The organism is Chitinophaga sp. 01L420 (assembly GCF_056399985.1).
This window is the reverse complement of sequence record NZ_JBFTSK010000023.1, coordinates 39,803-65,959: the sequence shown is the minus strand read 5'-3', so window position 1 is coordinate 65,959 and position 26,157 is coordinate 39,803. Positions and strand designations below refer to the sequence as shown.

General features: G+C 46.8%; 24 protein-coding genes. 17 read left to right on the top strand and 7 right to left on the bottom strand.

Annotated features, from left to right (window positions below):
- The first annotated feature begins 9 nt into the window (after positions 1 to 9).
- Genes AC1DP6_RS21120 through AC1DP6_RS21110 form a run of 3 tightly spaced genes read left to right on the top strand, consistent with a single transcriptional unit; the run spans position 10 to position 4,549 of the window.
- Positions 10 to 3,216, top strand: a complete 3,207-nt coding sequence (locus tag AC1DP6_RS21120; protein ID WP_477056581.1) for an efflux RND transporter permease subunit — start codon at positions 10 to 12, stop codon at positions 3,214 to 3,216.
- 10 nt (positions 3,217 to 3,226) lie between these two features.
- Complete coding sequence (locus tag AC1DP6_RS21115; protein WP_477056580.1) at positions 3,227 to 4,312, top strand: efflux RND transporter periplasmic adaptor subunit; 1,086 nt, start codon at positions 3,227 to 3,229, stop codon at positions 4,310 to 4,312.
- Positions 4,313 to 4,354: 42 nt separating this feature from the next.
- Positions 4,355 to 4,549 carry a hypothetical protein gene (locus AC1DP6_RS21110; protein WP_477056579.1) on the top strand — a complete coding sequence of 65 codons (195 nt, stop codon included), beginning with the start codon at positions 4,355 to 4,357 and terminating at the stop codon, positions 4,547 to 4,549.
- A 371-nt stretch (positions 4,550 to 4,920) separates the two neighbouring features.
- Here AC1DP6_RS21110 and AC1DP6_RS21105 read toward each other — a convergent pair whose 3' ends face one another.
- The 3 genes from AC1DP6_RS21105 to AC1DP6_RS21095 all read right to left on the bottom strand — a co-directional run bounded on the left by AC1DP6_RS21105 (position 4,921) and on the right by AC1DP6_RS21095 (position 6,563).
- The gene (locus tag AC1DP6_RS21105) at positions 4,921 to 5,568 is read right to left on the bottom strand and encodes a MarC family protein (RefSeq protein WP_441578454.1); all 648 of its coding nucleotides are present in this window, start codon (positions 5,566 to 5,568) and stop codon (positions 4,921 to 4,923) included.
- Positions 5,569 to 5,621: 53 nt separating this feature from the next.
- The gene (locus AC1DP6_RS21100; protein ID WP_441578455.1) at positions 5,622 to 6,236 is read right to left on the bottom strand and encodes a trimeric intracellular cation channel family protein; all 615 of its coding nucleotides are present in this window, start codon (positions 6,234 to 6,236) and stop codon (positions 5,622 to 5,624) included.
- A gap of 69 nt (positions 6,237 to 6,305) precedes the next feature.
- Positions 6,306 to 6,563 (bottom strand): hypothetical protein, encoded by a 258-nt coding sequence (locus AC1DP6_RS21095; RefSeq protein WP_477024505.1) that lies wholly within the window; start codon positions 6,561 to 6,563, stop codon positions 6,306 to 6,308.
- A 274-nt stretch (positions 6,564 to 6,837) separates the two neighbouring features.
- On the opposite strand from AC1DP6_RS21095, the gene AC1DP6_RS21090 reads away from it, so the two are divergent.
- On the top strand, positions 6,838 to 9,000 hold the full coding sequence (locus tag AC1DP6_RS21090; RefSeq protein WP_477056578.1) for a S9 family peptidase: 2,163 nt from the start codon (positions 6,838 to 6,840) through the stop codon (positions 8,998 to 9,000).
- A 141-nt stretch (positions 9,001 to 9,141) separates the two neighbouring features.
- Positions 9,142 to 9,528 carry a hypothetical protein gene (locus tag AC1DP6_RS21085; RefSeq protein WP_477056577.1) on the top strand — a complete coding sequence of 129 codons (387 nt, stop codon included), beginning with the start codon at positions 9,142 to 9,144 and terminating at the stop codon, positions 9,526 to 9,528.
- Between the two features lie 57 nt (positions 9,529 to 9,585).
- On the opposite strand, the gene AC1DP6_RS21080 is transcribed toward AC1DP6_RS21085, so the two are convergent.
- From AC1DP6_RS21080 to AC1DP6_RS21070, 3 genes are all read right to left on the bottom strand, one after another.
- On the bottom strand, positions 9,586 to 10,230 hold the full coding sequence (locus tag AC1DP6_RS21080; RefSeq protein ID WP_477056576.1) for a VIT1/CCC1 transporter family protein: 645 nt from the start codon (positions 10,228 to 10,230) through the stop codon (positions 9,586 to 9,588).
- 11 nt (positions 10,231 to 10,241) lie between these two features.
- On the bottom strand, positions 10,242 to 11,480 hold the full coding sequence (gene rocD / locus AC1DP6_RS21075) for an ornithine--oxo-acid transaminase (protein ID WP_477024509.1): 1,239 nt from the start codon (positions 11,478 to 11,480) through the stop codon (positions 10,242 to 10,244).
- 131 nt (positions 11,481 to 11,611) lie between these two features.
- Positions 11,612 to 11,875: an acyl-CoA-binding protein gene (locus AC1DP6_RS21070; protein WP_477056575.1), complete on the bottom strand. Its 264-nt coding sequence runs from the start codon at positions 11,873 to 11,875 to the stop codon at positions 11,612 to 11,614.
- Between the two features lie 250 nt (positions 11,876 to 12,125).
- Between AC1DP6_RS21070 and lepA the strand changes: the two genes are divergently transcribed.
- From lepA to AC1DP6_RS21015, 11 genes are all read left to right on the top strand, one after another.
- Positions 12,126 to 13,919, top strand: a complete 1,794-nt coding sequence (gene lepA, locus AC1DP6_RS21065) for a translation elongation factor 4 (RefSeq protein ID WP_477056574.1) — start codon at positions 12,126 to 12,128, stop codon at positions 13,917 to 13,919.
- A gap of 105 nt (positions 13,920 to 14,024) precedes the next feature.
- Complete coding sequence (locus AC1DP6_RS21060; protein ID WP_477056573.1) at positions 14,025 to 14,582, top strand: thioredoxin family protein; 558 nt, start codon at positions 14,025 to 14,027, stop codon at positions 14,580 to 14,582.
- A 225-nt stretch (positions 14,583 to 14,807) separates the two neighbouring features.
- Positions 14,808 to 15,110 carry an urease subunit gamma gene (gene ureA, locus AC1DP6_RS21055; RefSeq protein ID WP_133809771.1) on the top strand — a complete coding sequence of 101 codons (303 nt, stop codon included), beginning with the start codon at positions 14,808 to 14,810 and terminating at the stop codon, positions 15,108 to 15,110.
- A gap of 18 nt (positions 15,111 to 15,128) precedes the next feature.
- Complete coding sequence (ureB, locus tag AC1DP6_RS21050; RefSeq protein WP_477056572.1) at positions 15,129 to 15,503, top strand: urease subunit beta; 375 nt, start codon at positions 15,129 to 15,131, stop codon at positions 15,501 to 15,503.
- Entirely contained in the window at positions 15,500 to 17,221 is a 1,722-nt protein-coding gene (gene ureC, locus AC1DP6_RS21045; protein WP_477056571.1) for an urease subunit alpha, read from the top strand. Before ureB ends, ureC begins: the two co-directional genes overlap by 4 nt.
- Before the next feature lie 12 nt (positions 17,222 to 17,233).
- Entirely contained in the window at positions 17,234 to 17,737 is a 504-nt protein-coding gene (gene ureE, locus AC1DP6_RS21040; RefSeq protein ID WP_477024515.1) for an urease accessory protein UreE, read from the top strand.
- A 38-nt stretch (positions 17,738 to 17,775) separates the two neighbouring features.
- On the top strand, positions 17,776 to 18,456 hold the full coding sequence (locus AC1DP6_RS21035; RefSeq protein WP_477056570.1) for an urease accessory protein UreF: 681 nt from the start codon (positions 17,776 to 17,778) through the stop codon (positions 18,454 to 18,456).
- Positions 18,457 to 18,503: 47 nt separating this feature from the next.
- The gene (ureG, locus tag AC1DP6_RS21030; RefSeq protein ID WP_441578469.1) at positions 18,504 to 19,139 is read left to right on the top strand and encodes an urease accessory protein UreG; all 636 of its coding nucleotides are present in this window, start codon (positions 18,504 to 18,506) and stop codon (positions 19,137 to 19,139) included.
- Positions 19,136 to 19,915: an urease accessory protein UreD gene (locus AC1DP6_RS21025; RefSeq protein WP_477056569.1), complete on the top strand. Its 780-nt coding sequence runs from the start codon at positions 19,136 to 19,138 to the stop codon at positions 19,913 to 19,915. The genes ureG and AC1DP6_RS21025 overlap by 4 nt, the downstream gene beginning before the upstream one ends.
- 9 nt (positions 19,916 to 19,924) lie before the next feature.
- Positions 19,925 to 20,629, top strand: coding sequence for a hypothetical protein (locus AC1DP6_RS21020; protein ID WP_477056568.1), 705 nt, complete (start codon positions 19,925 to 19,927; stop codon positions 20,627 to 20,629).
- Positions 20,630 to 20,673: 44 nt separating this feature from the next.
- Positions 20,674 to 23,145 (top strand): AsmA family protein, encoded by a 2,472-nt coding sequence (locus AC1DP6_RS21015; protein ID WP_477056567.1) that lies wholly within the window; start codon positions 20,674 to 20,676, stop codon positions 23,143 to 23,145.
- 72 nt (positions 23,146 to 23,217) lie between these two features.
- On the opposite strand, the gene AC1DP6_RS21010 is transcribed toward AC1DP6_RS21015, so the two are convergent.
- On the bottom strand, positions 23,218 to 24,528 hold the full coding sequence (locus tag AC1DP6_RS21010) for an O-acetylhomoserine aminocarboxypropyltransferase/cysteine synthase family protein (RefSeq protein ID WP_477056566.1): 1,311 nt from the start codon (positions 24,526 to 24,528) through the stop codon (positions 23,218 to 23,220).
- Between the two features lie 261 nt (positions 24,529 to 24,789).
- Between AC1DP6_RS21010 and AC1DP6_RS21005 the strand changes: the two genes are divergently transcribed.
- A complete protein-coding gene (locus AC1DP6_RS21005) occupies positions 24,790 to 26,157 on the top strand; it encodes a 3' terminal RNA ribose 2'-O-methyltransferase Hen1 (protein ID WP_477056565.1) in 1,368 nt (455 codons plus the stop codon).

Sequence of the window (26,157 nt, the reverse complement as noted above, 5' to 3'; positions counted from 1 at the left end):
GTATTTACTATGTCATTCGTTTCTTCGGCACTGAAAAAGCCCATCGCCGTGGTGGTGATCACCGGCGGGTTGTTGCTCTTTTCATTGCTGTCTATATTGAGTATTCCCATCGACATATTTCCCAAACTCAATCTGCCTACTATCTACGTGATAGAGCCATACGGGGGAATGTCGCCCCAACAGATGGAAGGTTTTTTTGCCACCAGGTTGCAGGACCAGTTCCTGTATGTGAACGGCGTAAAGAATATCACCACTAAAAACATACAAGGGTTAACGTTACTAAAGCTCAGCTTTTATGAAAATACAGATATGGCGGAAGCCTCGGCCCAGGTGGCATTACAGGTGAACCGGGCCATGAAGTTTTTTCCTCCCGGTGCTTTGCCGCCACAGGTAATGCGCTTCGATGCATCTTCATTGCCGGTAGGGGAGCTGGTGTTCAGCAGTCCTACAAAATCGCTGAAGGAAATTTACGACCTGGCCGCCACCCGTATCAGGCCGATGTTTGCTTCGGTGCCAGGTTTGTCGGCGCCACCACCTTTCGGCGCCAACTCCCGCTCTGTAGTGGTGAATGTGGATCCACAGAAACTGCGCAGCTTTAATTTAAGTGCAGATGAAGTGGTGGAAGCCATTGCTAAAAACAATGTGATGACGCCTTCGGGCAATATCCGCATCAATAACACCATGTTTGTAACCACGATCAATTCGCTGGAAAAACAGGTGGCCGACTTTGGCGATATTCCCATCGTTACCAATGGCAACAATAATGTGTTTATCCGCGATGTAGCCAGGGTGGCGGATGCCACGGATGTTACGGTAGACTATGCGCTGGTCAACGGCAAACGGTCTGTATATATTCCGGTGGTGAAAACTGCCGATGCTTCTACCTGGGAAGTAGTAAAAACACTGAAGTCAAAAATACCGGAAATGCAAAGCCTGCTGCCGGATGATGTAAAGGTGTCGTATGAATTTGATCAGTCGGTATTTGTGATCAATGCCGTGAAAAGTCTTATTACGGAAGGCGCGCTGGGTGCGCTGCTTACCGGCTTAATGGTATTGTTATTCCTGCGTGACCTGCGCAGTTGCCTGGTAGTGGTAGTAACCATTCCGGTAGCGGTGTTGTGTGCGGTGATGGGATTGAAGCTGTCCGGGCAAACCATCAATATTATGACGCTGAGCGGATTGGCGCTGGCCATCGGTATCCTCGTGGATCAGGCCACGGTAACCATCGAAAATATTCACCAGCACCTGGAAATGGGCAAATCCAAGCGACAGGCTATTTATGATGCCTGTGAGGAAATTGCGTTCCCGCTGGTGCTGATCCTGTTGTGTATCCTGGCGGTATTTGCACCGTCTTTTATTATGACCGGTGTTCCCCGGGCGATGTTCCTGCCATTGTCATTATCTATCGGCTTCGCCATGATTGCCTCCTTCTTTGCAGCACAAACGCTGGTGCCGGTAATTGCCAACTGGTGGCTGAAAGCCGATAAATATCAGCATGCACATGCAGGACTGGTACTGGATGCAGAAGAAGTGAAAGAAGTCAATGATCACCTTTATGAGGAACAACAACATCCGGAGAAAGCCACCGGCTTTGAGCGGTTTAAACTGGGCTTCATGGGGATCCTCGAAAAAGGGATGAACAAATCCCGTTTAGCCGTTACCGTTTATATTGTTGGTTCCCTGCTGCTGGCAGGAGGTTGCTATGTATGGATAGGGAAGGACCTGATGCCACACGTGAATGCGGGCCAGTTTCAGCTGCGTCTGCGCATGCCGGATGGTACCCGTTTAGAGCGCACGGAAGAAGGACTGCACCAGGTATTAAGTATCGTCGATAGCACTGTAAACGGACACGTGGCTATCAGCTCTGCTTACGTAGGCCTGATTCCGAGCAGCTATGGTACCAGTAACCTGTATATTTTTAACAGTGGTACACATGAAGCGGTGTTACAGGTAAACCTGGAAGAAGACTATAAAGTAGATATTGAAAAGCTGAAAGATCAGCTCAGAGAGAATATAAAGGCAAAAATTCCGGAGATGCGCTTGTCTTTTGAACCCATAGATCTCACGGAAAAAATTATGAGCCAGGGCGCTGCTACGCCTATTGAAGTGCGGGTGGCAGGCAAGGATATGAAGCAGATCGCCACCTATGCTGAACAGTTGGTAAATCACCTGAAAGAAGTGCCTTTTCTGCGCGATGTACAGATAGCGCAGCCGTTGCATTTCCCGGTGATCAGCATTCAGATAGACCGGCTAAAACTGGCGCAAATGGGATTGAATATTTACCAGGTGGCACGCTCTGTTACGGCATCTACTTCTTCCAGCCGCTTTACAGAAAAAAATCAGTGGCTGGATGAAAAGGTTGCCTACACTTACCAGGTACAGGTGCAGGTGCCTGAATACAACATGACAGCGATCAACGACCTGAAAGAAATACCGCTGGTAAAGGGCCAGCCCCGGCCGGTTTTGGCAGACGTAGCTACTTTTTCCACCACAGAAATGCCGGGAGAATTTGACCGTGCTGGTCCTCGTAGGTTCGTGACCGTTAGTGCCAATATTTCCGGTAAAGATCTGGGTACCGCTACCGCGGCAGTGCAAAAGGCGATCAGGGAAACAGGTACACCACCAAAAGGATTGATTACAGAGTTAAAAGGTGCTTCCAGCCTGTTGGTAGAAACATTGGGCAGTTTACAGAACGGGCTGATGATAGCCGTGGTGGTGATTTTTTTATTGCTGGCAGCTAACTATCAGTCGTTTAAATTGTCGTTGGTGGTGCTGACTACTATACCAGCCGTCATTGCCGGTGCATTGATCGCATTATTGCTGACGGGCGCCACGCTCAATCTGCAGTCTTACATGGGCATGATCATGTCTACCGGCGTGTCGGTGGCCAATGCCATCCTTATTGTGACGAATGCTGAAAAATTAAGAGGAGAGTACCGGGATGCACGCAAAGCGGCCATCGTAAGTGCGGGTATCCGTTTGCGTCCCATCCTGATGACGAGTCTGGCGATGGTGGCGGGGATGATCCCGATGGCCAGTGGTTTGGGGGAAGCCGGAGATCAGACTGCCCCGCTGGGTCGTGCCGTAATAGGAGGGCTGATCGCCTCTACATTGGCCGCCTTACTCATATTACCACAGGTGTATGCGTTGATGCAGCGTAAAGCTGGCTACGCGTCTCCTTCATTGATGCCATCCGAATCCGATGATTTAAAATAAAACATAAATTATGAAGCATTATAAATATTATTTATCGGCATTGAGCGTGATCACAGGACTGGCAGCCTGTAATTCTGCCGCCATGCCGGAGAAGAAAGCAGCAACAACAGATCATCATTATATATTAGCGCCGGTGGTGCAGCGCCCGTTGGCTGGCAATATCCGTTTGCCTGGAGCCCTGGCTGCTTTCCAGAAAGTGAGTATTTATCCCAGGATCAATGGGTTTGTAAAAAGTATCCTGGTAGACAGAGGTACTAAAATAAAGAAAGGACAGGTGTTGCTGGTACTGGAAGCGCCGGAAGTGGCGCAGCAATATTATGCGGCACAGTCAAAGTATATCCAGGCAGCGGCTATGTTTGCCTCCAGCAAAGACAATTACGAACGTACGCTGGCAGTGAGTGCGGAGCCGGGTACTATTTCTGCGCATGATCTGGAACTGTCCAAATCCCGTATGCTGGCAGATAGTGCGCTCATGAACAGTGAACAGGCTAATTTCCGGGCCCAGGAAGTGAACCGCAGCTACCTGACGGTGACCGCACCTTTTGATGGGGTCATTACCGAGCGTAATATTCATCCCGGTGCGTTGGTGGGACCGGATACCAAGGTAGATGATAAGCCTATGCTGATGCTGGAGCAGGAAGACAAACTGAGATTGATATTGCAGATACCGGAAGTATATAGTGCACAACTGTCACAACAGTCAGTGGTTACTTTTGATGTAAACGCCATTCCTGGACAACATTTCGAGGGAACAATTGCCAGACAGGCCGGGACCCTGAATGATAAGTTTCGTTCTGAGGCTGTGGAAATAGATGTACAGAACGCGCATCATTTACTCAAAGCAGGGATGTATACGGAGGTGTTGCTGCCGTTGAATGGTTCCGCACAGGCCATGCTGGTACCAGCCAGCGCTATTGTGATGTCTACAGAGAAGAAGTATGTGGTCGCCGTGAAAGATCACCATACAAAATGGATTGATATAGAGGAAGGTAACCATCATAACGACTCTACCGAAGTATTTGGCCACCTGCAGGCGGATGACCAGGTAATCGTAAATGCAACCGATGAAATAAAAGACGGTGTGCGGATTCCTTAGTTCCGGCAGTTTTTTTGATACCCTTCTGCTAAACCATGACTTATGACGATAAAGAAAACCACCTCCGAAAAGCGCGATCTGAAGATGACGAAGCGTAAAAATGAAGAGACAGCTCCGGCAAAGGGCGGTGCAAAAAAGGAAAGGAATGATGATGGCAATAATGTGCTGGAAGGGTATGATGAAGATGAATATGATAAGAAAGATATCGCAGACGCTAAGCGCAAAAAGAAAAGTTAAAAAAAACGGCCGTCCCGAAGAATCGGGACGGCTTTTCTGCTAACTGTTCCGTCTATATTGATTTTTTTATGTTCTTATTAAAAAAAGAGAACAAATAACATCCACCTAGTAATCAATAACGGATTTACCTGTTGTTCAACTAAAAAAAATTTTAAGCGGGCATGGCAATGCAGCACGTAGTACGTGCACAATTCCTGACAGGCTGAAATGGTTTTTGGATTTTGTCTGTTGTTGCTGTCGACTATCATAGCGGGCTAGCGCTACGCGGATGATGGCTAATTGCTATACTTGTTTATTCTATGTAAATACTCTCCTGGTATACTTCCAGAATAATAACACGGAATGATTTAAAATTGTTTTGAAAAAACAGGCTAAAAATTAAAAAGCTCGCGAAGGCCCAGTGCGAGCATCTGAACGCCAATAACCGCCAGTATTAACCCCATCATTTTGGTGATCACCATCATGACATTGGTACCGATTACCTTTACAATGCGTTCGCCTGCAATGAAGAGAAGATAGGTAATATAACATATAAAAGCATAAATGCCTATTACAATGGCGAGGTGTGTAAGGTCTTTGGCGGCAGAATAACTCATAGAGGTGGTAATAGCGCCAGGTCCGGCCAGTAGCGGCATGGCCAACGGGGTGATGGCTACGCTGATGCCCTGATCTGCTTTTACCGGTTGAGACCCCAGCTTGGGATTTTCAGATTTATTTTCTTTTTCTCCCCGCACCATTTCATACCCGATCACAAATACCAGTATACCACCGGTAACACGTAAAGCGGCCAATGTAATACCAAATACGTGGAAGATCAGTTTACCGGCAACGCTGAAAACAAGAATAATACAAAAGGCAATAAATACAGATTTGGTGGCAATATTGCGTTTGGCTTTCTTATCCATATTGGAGGTGAGCTCCATAAACACCGGGATGGCAGAAATAGGATTTACTATTGCCAGTAACCCCATGAATACCGTTGTAGCAAACGCAATGTAATTATCAAATAATGCCATCATATCAGCAATATAATAAATTTTATTTACCGGCAAAATAAAAGACAGCGCTCTCCTTACGCCCGCAGGCGGGGTAGCTGCCAGTTATTTCTGAGCGTCACCAACCGGATGGAGACTATAACGGCAATGGCTATACTCTGTGAAATATCGCCGGATAGCCCGGTATAGTGCCCAGCTACCAGGTAGAGGATGCCGCCGGCTATGGAAGCTGCTGCATATATTTCCCGGGTAAAAAGAATAGGCTGTTCACCACAGATCACATCACGCAGCAGGCCGCCGAATGTGCCGGTGATAACGCCCAGCGCCACACATACCGGCATAGGCAAGCCAAACGCCACGCCTTTGTTGATGCCGGTAATTGTAAACAGGCCCAAACCAATCGCATCGAAAGTGCTGAGTAGCCGGTTGAGTTTTTTTACGTAGGAAAAAAACAATGCAGCAATAATGGCTGCTGCTATAATTGCTGTATTGCTTAATTCATCTGTCATCCAGGCAACAGGGGTGGCACCGATCAGCAGATCGCGTATAGTTCCGCCACCAATCGCTGTAATGAAAGCCAGCGCCAGTAAGCCAATGACATCGTACGATTTATTGATAGCTGCTGTTGCGCCCGAAACAGCAAATGCAAAAGTGCCTAGTAATTCTAATACCTGAATAAAGGTGAGCTGCATTCTCCTTGTCTTGATTTAAAATCTAAGATAAGGATACTTTAAATTACCCGGATGAAAATCTGCTAGAACTTAATAGTCATAAGCCGATTCACCACGTAAGGTACGTTCGATCTGGTCGCTCAGGTCACGGCTGAATCCTTCCACTTCTATTTTAGGATGATGATCCAGGTAAATGAGAAAACGTCCGGTTTCTTTGGTAACAAGATCATAGATATCTTCCAGTAATGCACAAAGGAGTTTGCGGGTGGTTTCTGCAATCTGCGCCAGAGAGCTGTCTTCGAATTGCAGGTACTCGCGGTTTTTATAAGATAAGGTAATCTGTATCATAACTTATGGTTTTTCTGTAGGATTTAAATACACCGGTTATCTCTCACTAACCGGTTGGTTTTCATTATTTAATTATTAATTCTGACATAAAAATAGAAAAAAAGAAATTGATAATTTCCAACTAAAGGGTGATTTTTATCCACAAACCCAGAAAAAAAATAAAATATATGATATCTTCAAAAGTTAACCGCCCGGCACATCAACACTACCATTCCCATATTGTTCATTTTTTTTCTTTTATAATTTGGCTACCATTGCACATTATTCTTACATAATGAAGAAACTTACATTACTTCTCGTTTTAATTGCGCACTACTGTCTCCCTATGCAGGCGCAGCCCGGAAAGGGCATGAGATGGAGCCGTGACGGACAGTCTTACTACAAGGCTACACCCGCAGGCATCGAATCTAACCCGCTGACCGGTGAGCCAGCTACCATTAAGATCCCCGCATCCACTTACAAGGGACTTGCGTTGAAGGATTTTTATTTTTCGGCAGATGAAAAAAAATTACTGCTGTACACCAATTCAAAAAAAGTATGGCGCTACGAAACCCGCGGTGATTACTGGGTGTTGGATGTAGCCACCGGAAAACTGCAACAACTGGGCAAAAGCCAGCCCGCTTCCTCCCTGATGTTCGCCAAGCTTTCTCCGGATGGGAGCAAAGTTGCTTATGTAAGCGGGCATAACATCTTTGTGGAAGACCTGCAGAGCGGCACGGTAACCCCCATCACTACCGATGGTACCCGCCGTTTCATCAACGGAACTTTCGACTGGGCTTATGAAGAAGAATTCGGATGCCGCGATGGTTTCCGCTGGAGCCCTGATGGCAAAAGCATTGCCTATTGGCAGATTGACGCCACCAAAATCCGCGATTTTCTCATGATCGACAACACGGATTCCATTTATTCCTTCACCGTTCCGGTAGAGTATCCTAAAGCCGGAGAAAGTCCTTCTGCCTGCCGCGTAGGTGTGGCAGACATCCAAACTGCTAAAACTACCTGGATGCAGGTACCCGGCGATAACCAGCAGCACTATATTCCACGCATGGAATGGGTGCCGGGTAAAAATACCCTGATCATTCAGCAACTGAACCGTAAGCAAAACGACAGCAAAGTGATGCTGTGTGATGCCGCCACCGGTAAAGTACGCTCGCTGTATGAAGAAACAGACAGCGCCTGGATAGACGTGAAATCACGCTGGGATGATGATAACATTGCCGGTTGGGATTTTATCCGTGGCAACAAATCATTTATCTGGGTAAGTGAGCAGGACGGCTGGCGTCATTTGTATAATATTAATACAGAAGATGGCAAGGCTACTTTGCTGACCCCAGGCAACTATGATGTGATCAGCATTGCTAAAATTGACGAAGCCAATAACGTAATCTATTTTTTAGCCTCTCCCGAAAACCCTACCCAGCAATACCTTTATAAGGTAGCGCTAAGCGGTGGCRAGGCAGAGCGCATTACACCTGCCAATGAGCCGGGCAGCCATGAGTATAAGATTTCTCCTTACGGCGCCTGGGCAATTCATGACTTCAGCAACGCTTATACTTATCCTGTAAGTGAAAACTTGCAGCTACCGGCACATAAGAGCAGCAGCAATGCTGTGCTGAATGCCATTACCAAATCGGCTGCTGCGCCTAACAAACCGGAGTTTTTCCGTGTCACCACCGTTGATGGCGTTACGATGGACGGCTGGATGAGCAAGCCTGCCAATTTTGATCCGGCTAAAAAGTACCCGGTTGTATTTTATGTATATGGAGAACCTGCCGGTGCTACCTCGCTGGACGCAATTGGAGCGGGTCGCAACTTCCTCTATGATGGCGATATGGCGGCAGATGGATACCTTTATGTTACCCTCGATAACCGCGGCACACCTTTACCTAAAGGCCGTACCTGGCGTAAATGTGTGTACCGTAAAGTGGGTTTAATCAATGCCCGTGATCAGGCGATGGGTGCAAAAGCGCTGATGCAGAAATATCCGTTTATTGATCCGGAACGTACAGCTGTATGGGGCTGGAGCGGTGGCGGCTCTATGACACTGAACCTGATGTTCCAGTATCCTGAAATTTATAAAACCGGTATCGCTATTGCCGCAGTAGGTAATCAGCTGACCTATGATAACATATACCAGGAACGCTATATGGGCCTGCCGGAAGAAAACCGCGAAGATTTTGTCAAGGGTTCCCCTATTACTTATGCGCGCAATCTGAAAGGCAACCTGTTGTATATTCATGGTACCGGTGACGACAATGTGCATTATCAGAATGCGGAAATGCTGCTGAATGAACTGATCAAATATAATAAGCAGTTCCAGTTCATGGCTTATCCAAACCGTACCCACAGCATCTCTGAGGGACAAGGTACTTTCGAGCACCTGTCTACTTTATATACAAATTATTTGCGGACACATTGTCTGCCAGGAGGGAAGTAGGAATTACGAATTAGGAATTACGAATTACGGATTTGTGGGGAGACAACAGCGAAAGATCTACCTGCAAATCCGTAATTCGTAATTCCTAATTCGTAATTCTTCCCATTTCTCACTTACCTTTGCATCCCTAAATAGAAAAGTATGTCCAGGACGGGTATTATTGGTATACTGGCAGTATTGCTGGTAATTGTATGCGCTTTTTTGCCATGGTCTTTTATAGAAAGCCGGCATCTGACCTTCACGGGCATGGATGGTACCGGCTCCAGTTATGGAGAACCTGGTAAATTGAGCATTATCCTGTCTGTATTGGCGATTGTTATATTTGCTATTAAAAATAAGTGGGTATCGAGGATTAACCTGTTTATTGTAGGGTTCCTGGTGGCGTGGACTTTCAGGAATATGATCCTGTATTCACGTTGTGAGATAGGAGAGTGCCCTCATCCGGGTGTAGCATTGTATGTATCGATGGGTGCTGCTTTGGTAGCATTTGGTTGTGTATTATTTACCCGCTCGCCTAAAGGACAGTAAAAAAGAAAAAATATATTTGCGGATGCGGTTAGTACACACTAACCGCATCCGCATTTTTTAGAAGATCGTTTTATGGAGTATCCATACCCCCGCCAATATACCAGCTCCCATTAACCAATAACGTAAAATAACGGGCAGCGGACGTTGTGCCGTTATTCTTGCTTTGATAAAACTGAAGACCGTTAATCCCAGGAAAACCAGCATGATACTGGTTTGTGAGGCGGCAGGAAAATTTTCATTAGAAAGATAAGGTCCCAGCGACATAGATCCTCCCAATAAGAAAAAGAAGCCGGTAAGCAAGGCATGTTGTATAGCACGTGAACGGCTGAACGTAGTTTCGGTTACTTTTTCGTGTTCCAGGATCTGCTCCCAGGTGTGGGCATCTTTTTCCATCTCCTCTTCAATATGTGCAATGGTTCTTGCGTTGATATCGAGATGTTGCAGCTTGGTTCTTTCTTTATCAGACAGCAGTGCGCTGTCGTGTTCTGCATCACCTTTATTAGCCTGAAAGGCGCTGAACATCACGAGGAGTCCGCCTATCAGCCAGATGCAGATATGCAGGGTATAAAAGCGCTGTACTTCAATCGGGAATACCTGTATTACCTGCGTAGCAAAGAACAACAGGAAAAGCCCGTCGGGAAAACCGATTAAAAAGTCTGTTTTCCATCCGGAACTCCGGATGGCTTTATGGGATGACGTCATACTACAATTAACTAACTGAAAGCCTGTTCAAGACTTCTTTTGATGATTTGCACACAATCCGAGATCTGACCGGCGTTAATGGTCAACGGAGGTGCAAACCGTATTTTATCTCCATGCGTTGGCTTAGCCAGCAGGCCATTTTCTTTTAACGTTAAACACAGGTCCCATGCAGCTTCCGGATCTTTATGCTGAATAATGATCGCATTCAGTAGTCCTTTTCCGCGTATAGTAGTAATATAGGAAGAATGCAGTTCCTGCAGTCCGTTACGTAGTAACTGACCCATAGCGGCTGCATTTTCAGCCATTTTTTCGTCTTTTAATATTTGCAGGGAGGTGATGGCCACCTTACATGCCAACGGGTTACCACCATAAGTGGAACCATGTTCGCCTGGTTTTATAGTCAGCATAATTTCATCGTCCGCCAGCACGGCGCTCACTGGCAATGTGCCGCCAGACAAGGCTTTGCCAAGAATTAAGATGTCGGGACGAACATTTTCATGATCGCAGGCCAGCATCTTACCGGTACGGGCCAGTCCTGTCTGAATTTCATCTGCAATAAATAATACGTTCGCATCCTGGCAATACTGCCGCGCTTTAGCCAGATACCCTTCATCCGGTACCATGACGCCCGCTTCACCCTGAATAGGTTCTACCAGGAAGCCCGCTACATTTTTATCCTGTAACGCCTGTTCCAGTGCAGTTAAGCTGTTGTAAGGAATCACTTCATACCCTGGCATAAARGGACCAAAGTTGTTGCGTGCAGAAGGGTCAGTACTAAAAGAGATCACATTCAGCGTACGTCCGTGGAAGTTATTATTACAAACAATAATTTTCGCCTTGTTTTCAGGAATACCTTTTACGATATATGCCCAGTGGCGGCATAGCTTCAGCGCTGTTTCCACCGCTTCCACACCCGTGTTCATAGGCAATACCTTATCATATCCGAAATAAGAGGTGATGTATTGTGCATATTCTCCCAGCAAATCATTGTGAAATGCGCGGGAGGTGAGCGTGAGCTTTTGGGCCTGTTCTATAAGTGTGGCAATAATCTTCGGGTGACAATGTCCCTGGTTTACTGCGGAATATCCTGATAAAAAATCATAGTAACGTTTGCCGTCCACATCCCATAAAAAAACACCTTCGCCCCGATCCAGTACAACCGGTAATGGATGATAGTTGTGGGCACCATACTGTTCTTCCAGCGCCAGGTAATGTTGAGACTTTTCGCTTATCGTGTAGGATGGAATCATAATAACCCAAAAGTAAGGGAAAAAGGTGAAAAGAAGCTTTTAGCTGTTAGCTTTTAGCTATTAGGAAATGCAGCGAATGATTAATTTATGTTCGTCATTCGCTGCATTTCCTAATAGCTAAAAGCTAACAGCTAAAAGCTATTTTTCAGTTTTTTTACAAGGTCCACATATTCCTGCATGGCGGCTTCTTTTGTTTTGCCCTTTAACTCTTCCCATGCACTATGTTTGGCTTTTGCTACAAAATCAAACGGATTGGAAGGTCCTTCAGCATCCGCATCGCCGGTAGTACCTTGTTTGTACAAACCATATAACTGCAACAAAATTTCATTGGAGGGTTTTTCCGTCAGCGTTTTACTGTCCGCTACTGCCTGTTCGAATTGATTGGTAAGTTCCATGTTCCGGTGAATTTTAAGATTTAACAATACGGGTTTGAACCCTCATTTTTCCCTTATGTCTATAAAGTTGAGCATTAAAAGTTAATATATCAAAAAAAGCCATCGCTATCATTCCTATCTCTTTAAAAACCAAACAACAAAACATAATCACTATACGCATTAACTAATGAACTAATTTCAATACCTTTGCCGGCTGAATAAGGTTTAATGTAGTACTTTGCRATAGGCCTACGGAACAGCAAAACATCATATGAAGAATATTCGCAATTTTTGTATCATTGCCCATATTGACCATGGTAAGAGTACCCTGGCAGACCGTTTACTGGAGTTTACACATACTATTTCCGACCGTGATATGCAGGCGCAGGTGCTGGATGACATGGATCTTGAACGTGAAAAAGGTATCACCATTAAGAGTCACGCGATTCAGATGGACTACACCGCTAAAAACGGTGAACAATATATTTTTAACCTGATCGACACACCTGGTCACGTGGATTTTTCCTATGAGGTATCCCGTGCACTGGCCGCCTGCGAAGGCGCACTGTTGCTGGTAGATGCCGCACAGGGTATTCAGGCGCAGACAATCTCTAATCTCTACCTGGCACTGGAAAACGACCTGGAAATCATCCCCGTTATCAATAAAATTGATATGCAGGGCGCCATGATCGAAGAAGTAAAAGACCAGATTATTGAACTGATCGGCGTAAAAGGAGAAGATATCCTGCTGGCCTCCGGCAAAACAGGTATTGGTATCGAAGAAATTCTTGAAGCCATCGTAACCCGCATTCCTGCTCCGAAAGGCAGCAACGATGCACCACTGCAGGCACTGATCTTCGACAGCGTATTCAACTCTTTCCGCGGTATTATCGCTTATTTCCGCATTTTCAACGGTACCATTAAGAAAGGCGACAAAATCCGCTTCTTCAACAGTGGAGAAGAATACTTTGCTGATGAAGTAGGTATCCTGAAACTGGGACTGGCACCGAGAAAGGAAGTCTTTACCGGCGATGTGGGATATATTATTACCGGTAYCAAAAGTGCCAAAGAAGTGAAAGTGGGTGATACCATCACCCTGTCCAATAACCCTTGTGAAGCCGGTATCAACGGTTTCCAGGAAGTAAAACCAATGGTATTTGCCGGTATTTACCCCGTAAACACCGAAGATTTCGAGGAACTGCGTGAGTGCATGGATAAACTGCAGCTGAATGACGCCTCCCTGACCTATGAGCTGGAAACCTCACAGGCACTGGGCTTCGGCTTCCGTTGCGGATTCCTGGGCATGCTGCACATGGAAATTATCCAGGAACGATTGGAAAGAGAGTTTAATCAAACCGTAATTACCACCGTTCCCAACGTAAGCTTCATTGCTCATACCACCCGGGATGGTATCATTATCGTGAATAACCCGAGTGAAATGCCCGATCCTACCATGCTGGACAGGATTGAGGAGCCTTTCATCCGTGCACAGATCATTACCAAACCCGAATATATCGGTAACATCATGACTCTCTGCCTGGGTAAACGTGGTAACCTCCTTAACCAGAGTTACCTCACCACCACCCGTGTAGAGCTGATGTTTGAAATACCGCTGACAGAAATCGTATTCGACTTTTACGATAAGCTGAAAAGCCAGACCCGTGGTTACGCTTCCTTCGATTATTCACCGATCGGTTTCCGTGACAGTGATATCGTGAAAATGGATATCCTCCTTAATAATGAAAAGGTGGATGCGCTGAGTGCCCTGATCCATAGAAGCCGTGCACAGGAATTTGGCCGTAAGCTGACCGAAAAGCTGAAAGAACTGTTGCCACGCCAGCAATTCCTCATCGCTATTCAGGCGGCTATCGGTGCTAAAATCGTAGCCCGTGAAAATATCAGCGCTATGCGTAAAGATGTGACCGCAAAATGTTATGGTGGTGATATCTCCCGTAAACGTAAATTGCTCGAGAAACAGAAAGAAGGTAAAAAACGTATGCGCCAGATCGGTAACGTAGAAATACCGCAGGAAGCATTCCTGGCGGTGTTGAAACTGGATGATTAATACCGTTCTTAATTATATTTTATTAGCGAAGATGAAAGCATATATATTTGCTTTTGTCTTCGCTAATTTTTTTTAAGACATATTTTTGATCAAAACCAATCACCCATGCGTTCTTTAGTTCTTACATTAACAATGGTATGCACTGTATTATCTTTCTCTGCAAAGGCACAGCAAACGCCTCCTGCTGCTGCAGACGAGATAGTAAAAGAAGCCTGCACACAGGCCACCAAAAACCACAAGAAAGTATTTGTATTGTTTCATGCGTCCTGGTGCGGCTGGTGCCATAAAATGGACACGGCTATGAATGATGCCAGTATTAAAAAGGCATTCGTGGATAACTATGAAATCCGCCACATTACCGTATTGGAAAATGGCGCCAACAAAGCACAGGAAAACCCCGGAGGTGCGGAGTTGCTGGCTAAATATCACGGCGATCAGGAAGGCATCCCTTTTTGGCTGATATTAAATGCCGATGGTACACTGATAGCGGATAGCCGGATGAAAGATGCTACCGGCAAACTGCAGAATGTAGGTTGCCCTGCGCAGAAAGAAGAAGTAGACTACTTTGTAGGCCTGCTGGAAAAAACATCTAAAATGAGACGTGGAGAACTCGAAGCGGTACGTACCCGGTTCGCTAAAATAGCGCCACAGGCTGCACACTAAATATATTTTCCACAGCAGGCAGGTAATACTATAGCAGGATGTGTTACTGTTATTACCTGTCTGCTGCCGGAAACCTACTCCCCATCACCCTCTTGCCATTATAAATCTTCCACGTTAGCCTCCCTGCACGGTAATTTTCGGGTAATCCGGAAAATTCGTACTTTACCATTCCTTTCGTACACCAACCAATCTCCGGTCAACCATTTTTTACAACAATCTATTCATATGCATCTGACTGCACGGGAAACCGAGAAATTATTACTGCACCTGGCTGGTGAGCTGGCCGAAAAAAGAAAAGCAAGAGGACTGCGCCTCAACTATCCGGAAGCGATTGCACTGATCAGCAGTCACCTGATGGAGGCTGCCCGCGATGGGAAAACCGTAGCAGAGCTGATGCACTACGGCGCTACTATTCTTACCCGTGAAGACGTGATGGAAGGCATTCCGGAAATGATCCACGAAGTACAGATCGAAGCCACTTTCCCGGATGGTACCAAACTAGTCACCGTACATGATCCTATCCGCTAACCATTAAATCTTTCCGCAATGATCCCAGGAGAATATTTTTTAAAGAAAGAAGATATCATCGCCAACGCTGGCCGGAAAACGGTAAAGGTAAGCGTGGTTAATACCGGCGACAGGCCCGTACAGATCGGCTCCCATTGCCATTTTTTTGAAGTCAACCGCATGATGTCATTTCCCCGTGAAGCGGCATTTGGTATGCGCCTGAACATTCCTTCCGGCAACGCTGTGAGGTTTGAGCCGGGAGAAGCCAAAGAAGTCGAGCTGGTGGAACTGGGTGGCCATAAACGGGTGATAGGTATAAACAACCTCGTGAACGGCGATACCACTGATCCCACCGTAAAAGCCGCTGCCATTGCAAAGGCCGCATTGCTGAACTTTAAATCCGAACAATTATGAGTCTGCATATCAGCAAAACAAAATATGTAAACATGTATGGTCCTACCACCGGCGATCGCGTACGACTGGCAGATACAGACCTGATCATTGAAATAGAAAAGGACTACAACGTATACGGGGATGAAAGCAAATTTGGTGGAGGGAAAAGTGTAAGAGATGGCATGGCGCAATCTGCCACTGCACTGCGTAGCGAAGGGGTGTTGGATTTTGTGATTACCAATGTGATCGTTATTGATCACTGGGGCATTGTAAAGGGCGACATCGGCATTAAAGACGGTAAAATAGTCGCCATTGGACAGGCCGGCAATCCGGACACCATGGATGGGGTGCATCCGGAGCTAATCATTGGGGCATCTACAGAAATTCACAACGGCGCCAACCTGATTGCCACCGCCGGCGGCATTGATACACATATTCACTTTATCTGTCCACAGCAGATAGATCATGCCCTTTTCAGCGGTGTAACCACCCTGATAGGCGGTGGCACCGGACCGGCAGACGGCACCAGCGCAACCACCGTAACACCCGGTAAATGGAACATACAGCGCATGCTGCAGGCAGCGGAAGCCTACCCGGTGAACCTGGGATTTTTTGGTAAAGGCAACTGCGCCACCACAGCGCCTATGGTAGAACAAATTGCTGCCGGTGCCTTAGGATTGAAAATACATGAAGACTGGGGCTCTACACCAGCCGTAATTGACGCTGCCCTCAAAGTGGCCGATGAACTGGATGTGCAGATTGCCATACATACCGACACCCTCAATGAAGCAGGGTTCCTGGAAGATACGCTCAACGCCATCAACGGCCGGGTGATTCATACCTTCCACACAGAAGGCGCCGGGGGAGGCCATGCACCGGATATTATCCGCGCCGCATCTTTCCCCAACGTATTGCCTGCGTCTACCAATCCTACCCGTCCTTATACCATCAATACGATTGATGAACACCTGGATATGCTGATGGTATGTCATCACCTGGATAAGAAAGTACCGGAAGATGTGGCCTTTGCAGATTCCCGTATTCGCCCGGAAACCATTGCTGCAGAGGATATCCTGCACGATATGGGCGTATTCAGCATCATGAGCTCCGACTCACAGGCTATGGGACGTATAGGCGAAGTAGTGATACGCACCTGGCAAACGGCCGACAAAATGAAGAAGCAACGGAGCTTCCTCGAGGAAGATAAAAATCATGACAACGACAATTTCCGGGTGAAAAGATACATCGCCAAATACACCATTAACCCGGCTATTGCCCACGGCATTTCAGAACATGTAGGTTCCCTGGAACCGGGCAAGATGGCCGACCTGGTATTATGGAAGCCCGCTTTCTTTGGCGTAAAACCAGAGATGATCATTAAAGGTGGGATGATCAATGCCAGCAGGATGGGGGATCCCAATGCTTCCATTCCTACGCCGCAGCCGGTGGTATACCGCCATATGTTTGGCGCCCACGGAAAAGCCCTGTTGAATACCTGCGTGCTTTTCGTATCTGCGTTGTCGTTAGAGAAGGGTATCAAGGAAGAATATGGTTTACAGAAACAACTGTTGCCGGTGCGGAATTGCCGCAACATTTCCAAGAAAGACCTGATCCATAACGACAAAACACCGGATATCACCGTGAACCCTGAAACTTACGAAGTGCGGGTAGACGGCGAAAAGATTACCTGTGAGCCACTGAAAGAACTGGCTATGGCACAGCGTTATTTTTTATTTTAAGAAGGGGACGATATGTTGGTAAGAGAAATCATAGGAAATACGGCTACGCATACACGTAGCAGCAAAGAAACAGATCTGCTGCCGCTGGAGTGGTTTGAAACTACCCGGCGCATTCAACGCAAACACACTGCCGGCGGCCGTGAAGTAGCGCTGAAGTTTACAAAGGAAGGGCAGCAGCTCCAGCAGCACGATATTCTTTATCAGGACGATGACCTGATGATTGTAGTGAATATTCTTCCCTGCGATGCCATCGTAATCAGTCCGCGCAACATGGCAGAAATGGCCAGGGTTTGTTACGAAATCGGGAATAAACATTTACCGCTTTTCCTGGAAGGCGAGCAGTTACTGATTCCGGCAGACGAACCTTTATTTCGCTGGCTGCATACCGCAGGATACCCGGTGGTAAAGGAAAAGCGGCAGCTGCTGCATATACTGCGTACCAATGTGCAGCCGCATGCCCATGGTAACGGCGGCCCTTCGTTTTTTGAAAAGATCCTGGAACTGGCATCGAAATAACGATTCCTCATCAGCAGCAAAACGTGCAATTGAAATATATGGAACAGCATTATCTAGGCAGCTTATTGCACCTGGCAGACAGTACGCTACCTATTGGCAGCTATACGCATTCTGCCGGTCTGGAAACATTTGTGCAACAGGGTTTGGTCAACAGCCGTACGACTGCAGCAGCTTTTGTCCGCAATATGCTGCAGAACAATTTGCAGTATAACGATGCTGCTTTTATGAGTCTTGCTTACACGGCGGCGGCGGCACAAAACATCACTGCATTGCTGGAGCTTCAGGAGCTGTGCTCTGCCGTGAAGGCGCCACGGGAGCTCCGGGAAGCCAGCCACAAGTTGGGCGCCCGGCTCACCCGCATTTTCAGCCGCAGGTATACGGATCCGTTGATGACACAGTATGAGGCAGCAGCAGGAACTGGTCCGCATTACTGCCTGGTATTTGGCGTATATGCCTGCCTGTTAGGCATCCCGCTTTCCGCTGCCTTGTACGCTTTTTATTACAATGCAGCAGCAGCCATGGTAACGAATTGCGTTAAGCTGGTACCGCTGGGGCAAATGGATGGACAGGATATCATCTTTGATTTGCTACCACTATTGCAGGAGCTGACCACTGCTACCATGCATCCCGACAAAACCTTGCTGGGCCTTTGCAACGCCGGATTCGATATCCGCAGTATGCAGCACGAACGGTTGTATAGCCGTTTGTATATGTCGTAGACAGGAAAGAAGTGTTTGTATATGTCGTAATTTTTAATTCTACATCAATGACCAGAGAATACATCAAGATAGGAGTGGCTGGCCCGGTAGGTTCCGGCAAAACAGCGCTCATAGAACGACTCACCAGGCAGATGGCCAAAGATTATAACGTGGCGGTGATCACCAACGATATTTATACAAAGGAAGACGCCGAATTTCTGACGCAGAACAGTCTGTTGCCACCGGAAAAGATCATCGGTGTAGAAACCGGTGGCTGCCCGCATACGGCCATCCGGGAAGATGCCAGCATGAACCTGGAAGCCGTGGAGGAAATGGTGCGCCGTTTTCCGGACATTGAAATCATTTTTATAGAAAGTGGTGGCGATAACCTCTCTGCCACCTTCAGTCCTGACCTGGCAGATGTCACCATCTTTGTGATTGATGTGGCAGAAGGAGATAAGATTCCCCGCAAAGGAGGCCCCGGTATTACCCGCTCTAATTTGCTGGTCATCAATAAAATTGACCTGGCGCCTTATGTGCATGCAGACCTCGGCGTTATGGAACGCGATGCCCGCAAAATGAGGCAGGGACAACCTTTCGTGTTCACAGACCTGATGAGTGGCAAAGGACTGGAAGACGTGATCAATTGGATTAAACGATTTGCGTTACTCGAAGACGTAGCGGCACCGAACCTCCTGACATGATAAGTGAACTGAAGATATTGACGGGTAAAAGAGACGCAGGTACTTACCTGAAAGAGTGCTATTGTACGCGGCCTTTTAAAATTGCCAACGTGCGGGAAGAGCGCAGCGACCCGGTACTGCGCCTCATGATGATGAGTTCTTCCCCTGGTATGCTGGACAAGGATCATTACCAGCTGGATATTACCGTGGCCGCCGAAACAGCCCTGCACCTCCAAACCCAGGCTTACCAGCGGCTGTTTAATATGGAAACCGGTGCCAGACAGGAGATGACGGTACGGCTGCAAACCGGCAGTACCTTTACCTTTTTGCCACATCCACTGGTGCCTCATGAAAAGGCTACCTATACCGGCTACACGAATATTCACCTGGCTGGGAATTGCCGGTTGATATGGGGTGAGATTATTACCTGTGGCCGTAAACTGAACGGGGAAGTATTTATGTTTACCAAACTACACAGCATCACCCAGGTATATGCCGGCGAGCGGCTGCTATTGCGGGATAACCTGCTGATGCAGCCTGGTGTTACTGACTTTACCGCTATGGGCTGGATGGAAGGATATACCCACCAGGCTACTTTCCTGTTTTTTGATACCCATGAAAATACGGCCATGAATGAAACTGCGAACAGCCTTCACCGTTACCTGGAAGAACAGCCCCGGATGCTCGCAGGCGTAACACGCACGCAGGGTAGCGGTGTAATGGTAAGACTCCTCGGTCACAGCGGGGAACAACTGTATGAATGCCAGCAGCAGCTGGCCAGGCTTTTATCTGCATAAAAAAATCGCATGACATTTATCGATAACAGTTTATTATTAACCGCAGTTACCATCAGTTGTCTGCATACCGCATCGGGGCCGGATCATTATGTGCCCTTCATCGTTTTTTCCCGTACCCGGAAATGGTCCATCGCTAAAACCATCGGCTGGACGGCCCTCTGCGGGCTGGGACATGTTATGAGTTCCCTGGTTATAGGGATGATTGGTGTGGTATTGGGTTGGCAGTTGTCGCGCTTCACTGCGATAACGGAAGTGCGGGGCGGCATTGCGGGATGGGCGTTGCTGATATTGGGGCTTTTTTACCTCATATGGGGAATCTATAAAGCTGTTGCGAACCGGCCGCATAAACATTTTGATGTGTACGACGATGGCGACATGTATGTGTATCAACATCGTCACAACGAGGCATATGTGGCGCCACAGAAAAGGATCCGGGTTACGCCGTGGATCTTGTTTGTCATATTTGTAATGGGGCCATCAGAGCCATTGTTGCCCTTGTTGTTTTATCCTGCTGCACAACAATCAGTACCTGGCATTATTATGTTGATAGTTACCTTTACAACGTTCACCATTCTTACCATGATCCTCATGGTTTTATTAGGCTATTATGGTTTTTCTTTGATGAAACCGGTAGCCACAGAGCGGTATATGGCGGCGATCAGCGGGGCCGCAGTTACCGTTTGCGGAGCAGGCATGGTTTTTATGGGTTGGTGAACTGTTTAACAGATCATCTGTTATAGCAAATAAACCTTTACCACATGCGAAAATGGCTCAGGATCATCCTTATTACCGGCGGTGTATTGATAGCCCTACTGTTGTTGTTATTCCTGGGTATGACGTGGTACGTACGTGCCAATAAAGCCACTTTCCTCAAACAGATTACAGGGCAGTTGAATGACCGCCTGAACGGCACTATCACCATTGAGGACATGGAGCCCTCCCTGTGGAAGAGCTTTCCCAACGTATCCATCGGCCTGAAAAAAGTAGTGCTGCAGGACAGCCTCTGGCAGCAACATCACCATGCCTTGCTGGATGTGAACTATATCTTCGTACGGGTAAATACGTTATCACTGCTACGCAAGCACGTAGATGTGAATGAAGTCACCTTGCAGGACGGTAAAATTTACCTGTATACCGATACCACCGGGTATTCCAATACTTACGTTTTACAACGACCATCTTCAGAGAAAAAGAAAAGCAGTGGCTCCAAAGATGCCAATGTGGAGCAGCTGACACTCAGGAATATCAACTTCGTGATAGACAACCAGCAGAAGTTTAAGTTATTCGACCTGGACATTCGTCAGTTGAACGGGAAGATGAAGGCGACAGACAGCAGTATACAGTTTACCATGCTATCGGATATTATGTCGAAAAGCTTCGCCTTTAATACCAACAAAGGAAGTTATCTGAAGGATAAAAAAATGCAATTGAATCTTTCAGTCATCTTCAATAAGCGTACAAAAATACTCACCATACCGCAACAGGAGATCCGGATAGATGACCATCCGGTACTGATTGCAGGGCAGTTTGGTTTCGGGGAAAAGCCGCCGCCCTTTCAGCTAAAGATCAATGCTAACCAGGTACTGTTGAAAGATGCCGCCAGCTGGCTGCCTCCCAACATCAATACAAAACTGAGTAGCATTACCTTGACAAAACCACTGGATGCAGAGGCTAACCTGGACGGACATATGAAATTCCGGGATACTCCCAAAGTGGTGATTACCTGGAAAACCACCAACAACGTATTGGTGAGCACCATGGGGGAGTGGAGTAATTGTAATTTCACCGGCAGATTTAATAACGAAGTATTACCGGGACAGGGACATACCGATGAAAATTCTGCTGTTAATATTTTCCAACTGAGTGCCTCACTGTCTGGTATTCCCCTTAAAGCGGATACTATTCGGATAGTGAATCTGAAACAGCCATTGTTACACGGACATTTCCGTTCGGAGTTTCCATTGGCTAATCTGAATGAGGCTTCAACAGATGCACCGATTGTATTTAAGTCAGGGGAGGCCAATGCTGACCTGTATTATACAGGGCCGGTGCTGGCGGATGATAACACCCCTTCCTCGCTGCAGGGTGTGGTAGCAGTGAAACAAGGAGCGTTCACTTATACGCCCCGTAATTTATCCTTTCATGATGCCAACGCCACCCTGCGTTTCACCGGGCAGGATCTGTTGCTGGAAAACATACACGTACAAACAGATAAGAGCAACCTGCAAATGGATGGTGTGGTAAAAAACCTGTTGAACCTGTATTTCACTACGCCGGATAAAATAGCACTGACCTGGAATATACGCAGTCAGCTGGTAGACCTCAACGAGTTCAAAAGCTTCCTTGCACCGCGACAGAAGGCCAAGCCTTCCAAGAGTCAGCAGAAGGCCAAAATGGGGCGTGTATCGCGGCAACTGGACGTAGTATTGGCCTCCAGCGATGTAACCATGAACGTTCAACTGGATAAGGTAACTTATCAGCGCTTTACTGCACAAAATGTAAAGGCCGCCCTCGAACTAACGACTTCGGGCATCCTGTTAAAACAGATTGCACTGGACCATGCAGGAGGAAATATGCAACTAACCGGAACGATGGCGCAGCAGGGAGTTAACAATAACTTCAATATGAATGCTACCGTAAATAATGTACATATCGGCCAGCTGTTTTATGCGTTTAATAACTTCGGGCTTACTTCTCTTACCTCTGACAACCTGAAAGGGAATGTATCAGCGAAAGTGACCCTGAAAGGGAATGTACTGGATAATGGCTCGCTGGGAAAGAACTCTTTGTATGGCACCATTAACTTTAGCCTGAAGAACGGTGCACTCGTCAACTTTGGACCATTGGCCGATATCGGCAACTTTGCTTTCCGCAAAAGGCATCTCGACAGCATTACATTTGAAAACCTGAATAATACTTTCCAGGTGCAGGGAAATAAAATCATTATTCCTCCCATGCGGATCGCCTCCAGTGCTATTAATATAGACGTACAGGGCGTATACGGTATAGATGCGCCGACTAATATTAACCTGGATATTCCCTTACGTAATCCGGCTAAAGATTCTGCTATTACTGATAAAGAAGAAAAACGCAGGCGCAGCAAAAAAGGAATCGTCATTCATCTGCGTGCGGTATCGGAAAAGGATGGGAAGGTAAAGATCAAACTGGGGAAAGGAGATAAAGACAAGGACGTAAGCGGCGATGCTGCGGATATCGATACGAGCTTTTAGCCATTAGCTTTTAGGAAATGCAGCAAAGATCAGCATATTATGTTCTCCGCTGCATTTCCTAAAAGCTAAAAGCTAACTGCTAAAAGCTGTTTCAAATGCTTGTGCGATGTCACTCTGGATATCTCCGATATGTTCTATTCCCAGTGAAATGCGCAATACGCCTGGTGCTACACCCGCTTTCTTTTGTTCTTCCYCACTCAACTGCTGGTGTGTAGTTGTAGCCGGGTGAATGATGAGGGTTTTTGAATCTCCCACATTCGCCAGGTGATAAATTAACTTCAACGACTGTACGAATTTATCCGCTGTTTCTTTACCGCCTTTGATCTTGAAGCTTAATACGCCACCAAAGCCATTTTGCAGGTATTTTTGCGCCAGTGCATGGTATTTATTATCTGGTAAACCAGGATAGTTGACTGATTCTACCTGTGGATGTTGCTGTAACCACTGTGCCAGTGCCAGCGCATTGTCTACGGTGCGTTGTACGCGGAGCGACAGCGTTTCCAGTCCCTGTAGGAACAGGAAGGAGTTCTGCGGCGCGAGGGCAGGACCCCAGCTACGTAAACCTGCCACCCGTGCACGGATGATGTAGGCAATGTTGCCAAATGGACTCTGGTCACCAAATACTTCCCAGAACTTCATGCCATGGTATGCTTCATCCGGTTCGCTGAACTGTTTGAACTTGCCATTCCCCCAGTTATAGTTACCACCGTCTACAATGATACCGCCAATGCTGGTGCCATGTCCACCGATCCATTTGGTAGCTGATTCTACTACCACGTTGGCGCCATGCTCCAGCGGACGGGCTAAGTAGCCGGCAGCACCAAAGGTATTATCTACCACCAAAGGCAGATCATGTTTACGCGCAATGGCGCTTATTTTTTCAAAGTCAGGAATGGAAAATCCGGGATTACCGATCGTTTCCACATAAATGGCTTTGGTATTTTCATCTATCAGCGCTTCAAAGCTTTCAGGGTTATCAAGATCCGCAAAACGGGCCTCCACACCAATGCGTTTGAAGCTTACCTTAAACTGGTTAAAGGTGCCACCATACAGGTAAGAAGAAGTCACGAAGTTATCTCCCGGTAACAATATATTATGCAGGGCAATGAACTGTGCGGCCTGTCCGGAACCCACTGCCAGTGCAGCTACGCCACCTTCCAGGGCTGCCACTCTTTTTTCAAATACGTCCGTAGTCGGATTCATGATACGGGTGTAGATGTTACCAAACTGTTTCAGCTGGAAAAGATCTGCGGCATGTTCTGCACTGTCGAAGGTAAAAGAGGAGGTTTGGTAAATAGGCACTGCTGCTGCATGTGTAGTGCCCTCTGGCTGGTAGCCTGCGTGTACCTGGAGAGTGTCAAAATGTAATGGCTTATCGGGCATAACCGGAAGATTTAAAGGTGGAGAATAAAAGTCTACAAATATAGTAGACTAATTGTAAAAACAAAATATTTTTATGTGATAAGGGGAGAAGGTATAGAGATTAAATGATAATTTGTTGTTTAAATAAAGGAATTGCTGCAGGTAGATAAGATGGATTTCAACGATTTTATACGCCGGAAATTTGTGGCATATACTAAAAAATAATATCTTCGATTCATAATTTATAAAAAGAGTGCTTCCGTGAAGATGCACAGTTGACCGATGTTATTAACTATTACAACTAAACGTTACCCCGCCACAGACCTTGGCTATCTGCTGCACAAACATCCCGCTAAAGTACAAACTGTTGAACTGACCGCCGGTAGTGCGCACATTTTTTATCCCGAAGCCACCGATGATTCCTGCACGGCCGCTTTACTGCTCGACATTGATCCGGTAAGACTGGTTCGCCGCAACGGGTCCCGCAATGATTTCGCCCTGGAACAGTATGTGAATGACCGCCCTTACGTGGCCTCGTCTTTCATGAGCGCTGCTATTGCGCAAGCTTATTCCTCTGCGATGAATGGCCGTTGCAAAGACAAGCCGCACCTGACAGATGAAGCGATTCCTTTTGAAATTACCTTGTCGGTGTTGCCCGTAAAAGGTGGAGAACATTTATTGCGACAATTTTTTGAACCCCTGGGTTATAAAATATCGCTGGAATCCTATGTGCTGGATGAACAGTTCCCGGAATGGGGGCAGAGCCGCTACTACAATGTAACGCTGCAGCATACGCTGCCACTGAAAACAATCCTGAGTCAGTTATACATCCTGATCCCGGTTTGCGATAACGATAAGCACTATTTCGTAGGCGGACATGAAATTGAAAAGCTCATGGAAAAGGGGCAGGGCTGGCTGGATACCCATCCGGCCAAGGAACTGATTACCCGCCGCTATCTCCGGAATATAGGGCCACTGGCAAAAGAAGCGCTGGGCATGATCATGAAGGACGAAGTTCTTCCAGAGGAAGTAAAACAGCCCAAAGAGAAAGTACGCCTGCATGATGTCAGGCTCCAAACAGTAAGAGACCTGCTCCTGGAACTGAATGTTTCCTCGGTGGCAGATATGGGTTGTGGTGAAGGCAAACTGTTACGTTTGCTCATGGAAAAATCTGCCTTCAAAAACATACTGGGCATGGATGTCAGCTATCATTCGCTGGAGATAGCTCAGTCAAAACTGAAGCTCGACCGACTGCCTGAAATGCAAAAAAAACGTATACAGCTGATACAGGGCTCTCTAACGTATAGGGATAAACGCTTATCAGGTTTTGATGCCGGCGTACTGGTAGAGGTAATTGAACACCTGGACCTGCCCCGCCTGAATGCCCTGGAAAAAGTGGTTTTTGAATACGCGCGGCCACAATATGTGATTATTACCACGGTAAACGCAGAATATAACATCCTGTATGAAACCCTTAGCAGCGGGAATTTCCGGCATAATGACCACCGTTTTGAGTGGACAAGAGCCGAATTTGAAGCATGGGGTAACCGGGTAGCCGCACAATTTGGTTATATTGTAACTTATAGGCCTTTGGGAGAAACAGATGAAGTATTAGGTGGTCCCAGCCAACTGGCCCTGTTTAAAAGATAA

Excerpts from the sequence above, each read along its gene's own strand:
- AC1DP6_RS21120 (WP_477056581.1), top strand. The coding sequence starts at position 10 with ATGTCATTCGTTTCTTCGGCACTGAAAAAGCCCATCGCCGTGGTGGTG.
- AC1DP6_RS21115 (WP_477056580.1), top strand. The coding sequence starts at position 3,227 with ATGAAGCATTATAAATATTATTTATCGGCATTGAGCGTGATCACAGGA.
- AC1DP6_RS21110 (WP_477056579.1), top strand. The coding sequence starts at position 4,355 with ATGACGATAAAGAAAACCACCTCCGAAAAGCGCGATCTGAAGATGACG.
- AC1DP6_RS21105 (WP_441578454.1), bottom strand. The coding sequence starts at position 5,568 with ATGATGGCATTATTTGATAATTACATTGCGTTTGCTACAACGGTATTC.
- AC1DP6_RS21100 (WP_441578455.1), bottom strand. The coding sequence starts at position 6,236 with ATGCAGCTCACCTTTATTCAGGTATTAGAATTACTAGGCACTTTTGCA.
- AC1DP6_RS21095 (WP_477024505.1), bottom strand. The coding sequence starts at position 6,563 with ATGATACAGATTACCTTATCTTATAAAAACCGCGAGTACCTGCAATTC.
- AC1DP6_RS21085 (WP_477056577.1), top strand. The coding sequence starts at position 9,142 with ATGTCCAGGACGGGTATTATTGGTATACTGGCAGTATTGCTGGTAATT.
- AC1DP6_RS21080 (WP_477056576.1), bottom strand. The coding sequence starts at position 10,230 with ATGACGTCATCCCATAAAGCCATCCGGAGTTCCGGATGGAAAACAGAC.
- AC1DP6_RS21070 (WP_477056575.1), bottom strand. The coding sequence starts at position 11,875 with ATGGAACTTACCAATCAATTCGAACAGGCAGTAGCGGACAGTAAAACG.
- AC1DP6_RS21060 (WP_477056573.1), top strand. The coding sequence starts at position 14,025 with ATGCGTTCTTTAGTTCTTACATTAACAATGGTATGCACTGTATTATCT.
- ureA (WP_133809771.1), top strand. The coding sequence starts at position 14,808 with ATGCATCTGACTGCACGGGAAACCGAGAAATTATTACTGCACCTGGCT.
- ureB (WP_477056572.1), top strand. The coding sequence starts at position 15,129 with ATGATCCCAGGAGAATATTTTTTAAAGAAAGAAGATATCATCGCCAAC.
- ureC (WP_477056571.1), top strand. The coding sequence starts at position 15,500 with ATGAGTCTGCATATCAGCAAAACAAAATATGTAAACATGTATGGTCCT.
- ureE (WP_477024515.1), top strand. The coding sequence starts at position 17,234 with ATGTTGGTAAGAGAAATCATAGGAAATACGGCTACGCATACACGTAGC.
- AC1DP6_RS21035 (WP_477056570.1), top strand. The coding sequence starts at position 17,776 with ATGGAACAGCATTATCTAGGCAGCTTATTGCACCTGGCAGACAGTACG.
- ureG (WP_441578469.1), top strand. The coding sequence starts at position 18,504 with ATGACCAGAGAATACATCAAGATAGGAGTGGCTGGCCCGGTAGGTTCC.
- AC1DP6_RS21025 (WP_477056569.1), top strand. The coding sequence starts at position 19,136 with ATGATAAGTGAACTGAAGATATTGACGGGTAAAAGAGACGCAGGTACT.
- AC1DP6_RS21020 (WP_477056568.1), top strand. The coding sequence starts at position 19,925 with ATGACATTTATCGATAACAGTTTATTATTAACCGCAGTTACCATCAGT.
- AC1DP6_RS21015 (WP_477056567.1), top strand. The coding sequence starts at position 20,674 with ATGCGAAAATGGCTCAGGATCATCCTTATTACCGGCGGTGTATTGATA.
- AC1DP6_RS21005 (WP_477056565.1), top strand. The coding sequence starts at position 24,790 with ATGTTATTAACTATTACAACTAAACGTTACCCCGCCACAGACCTTGGC.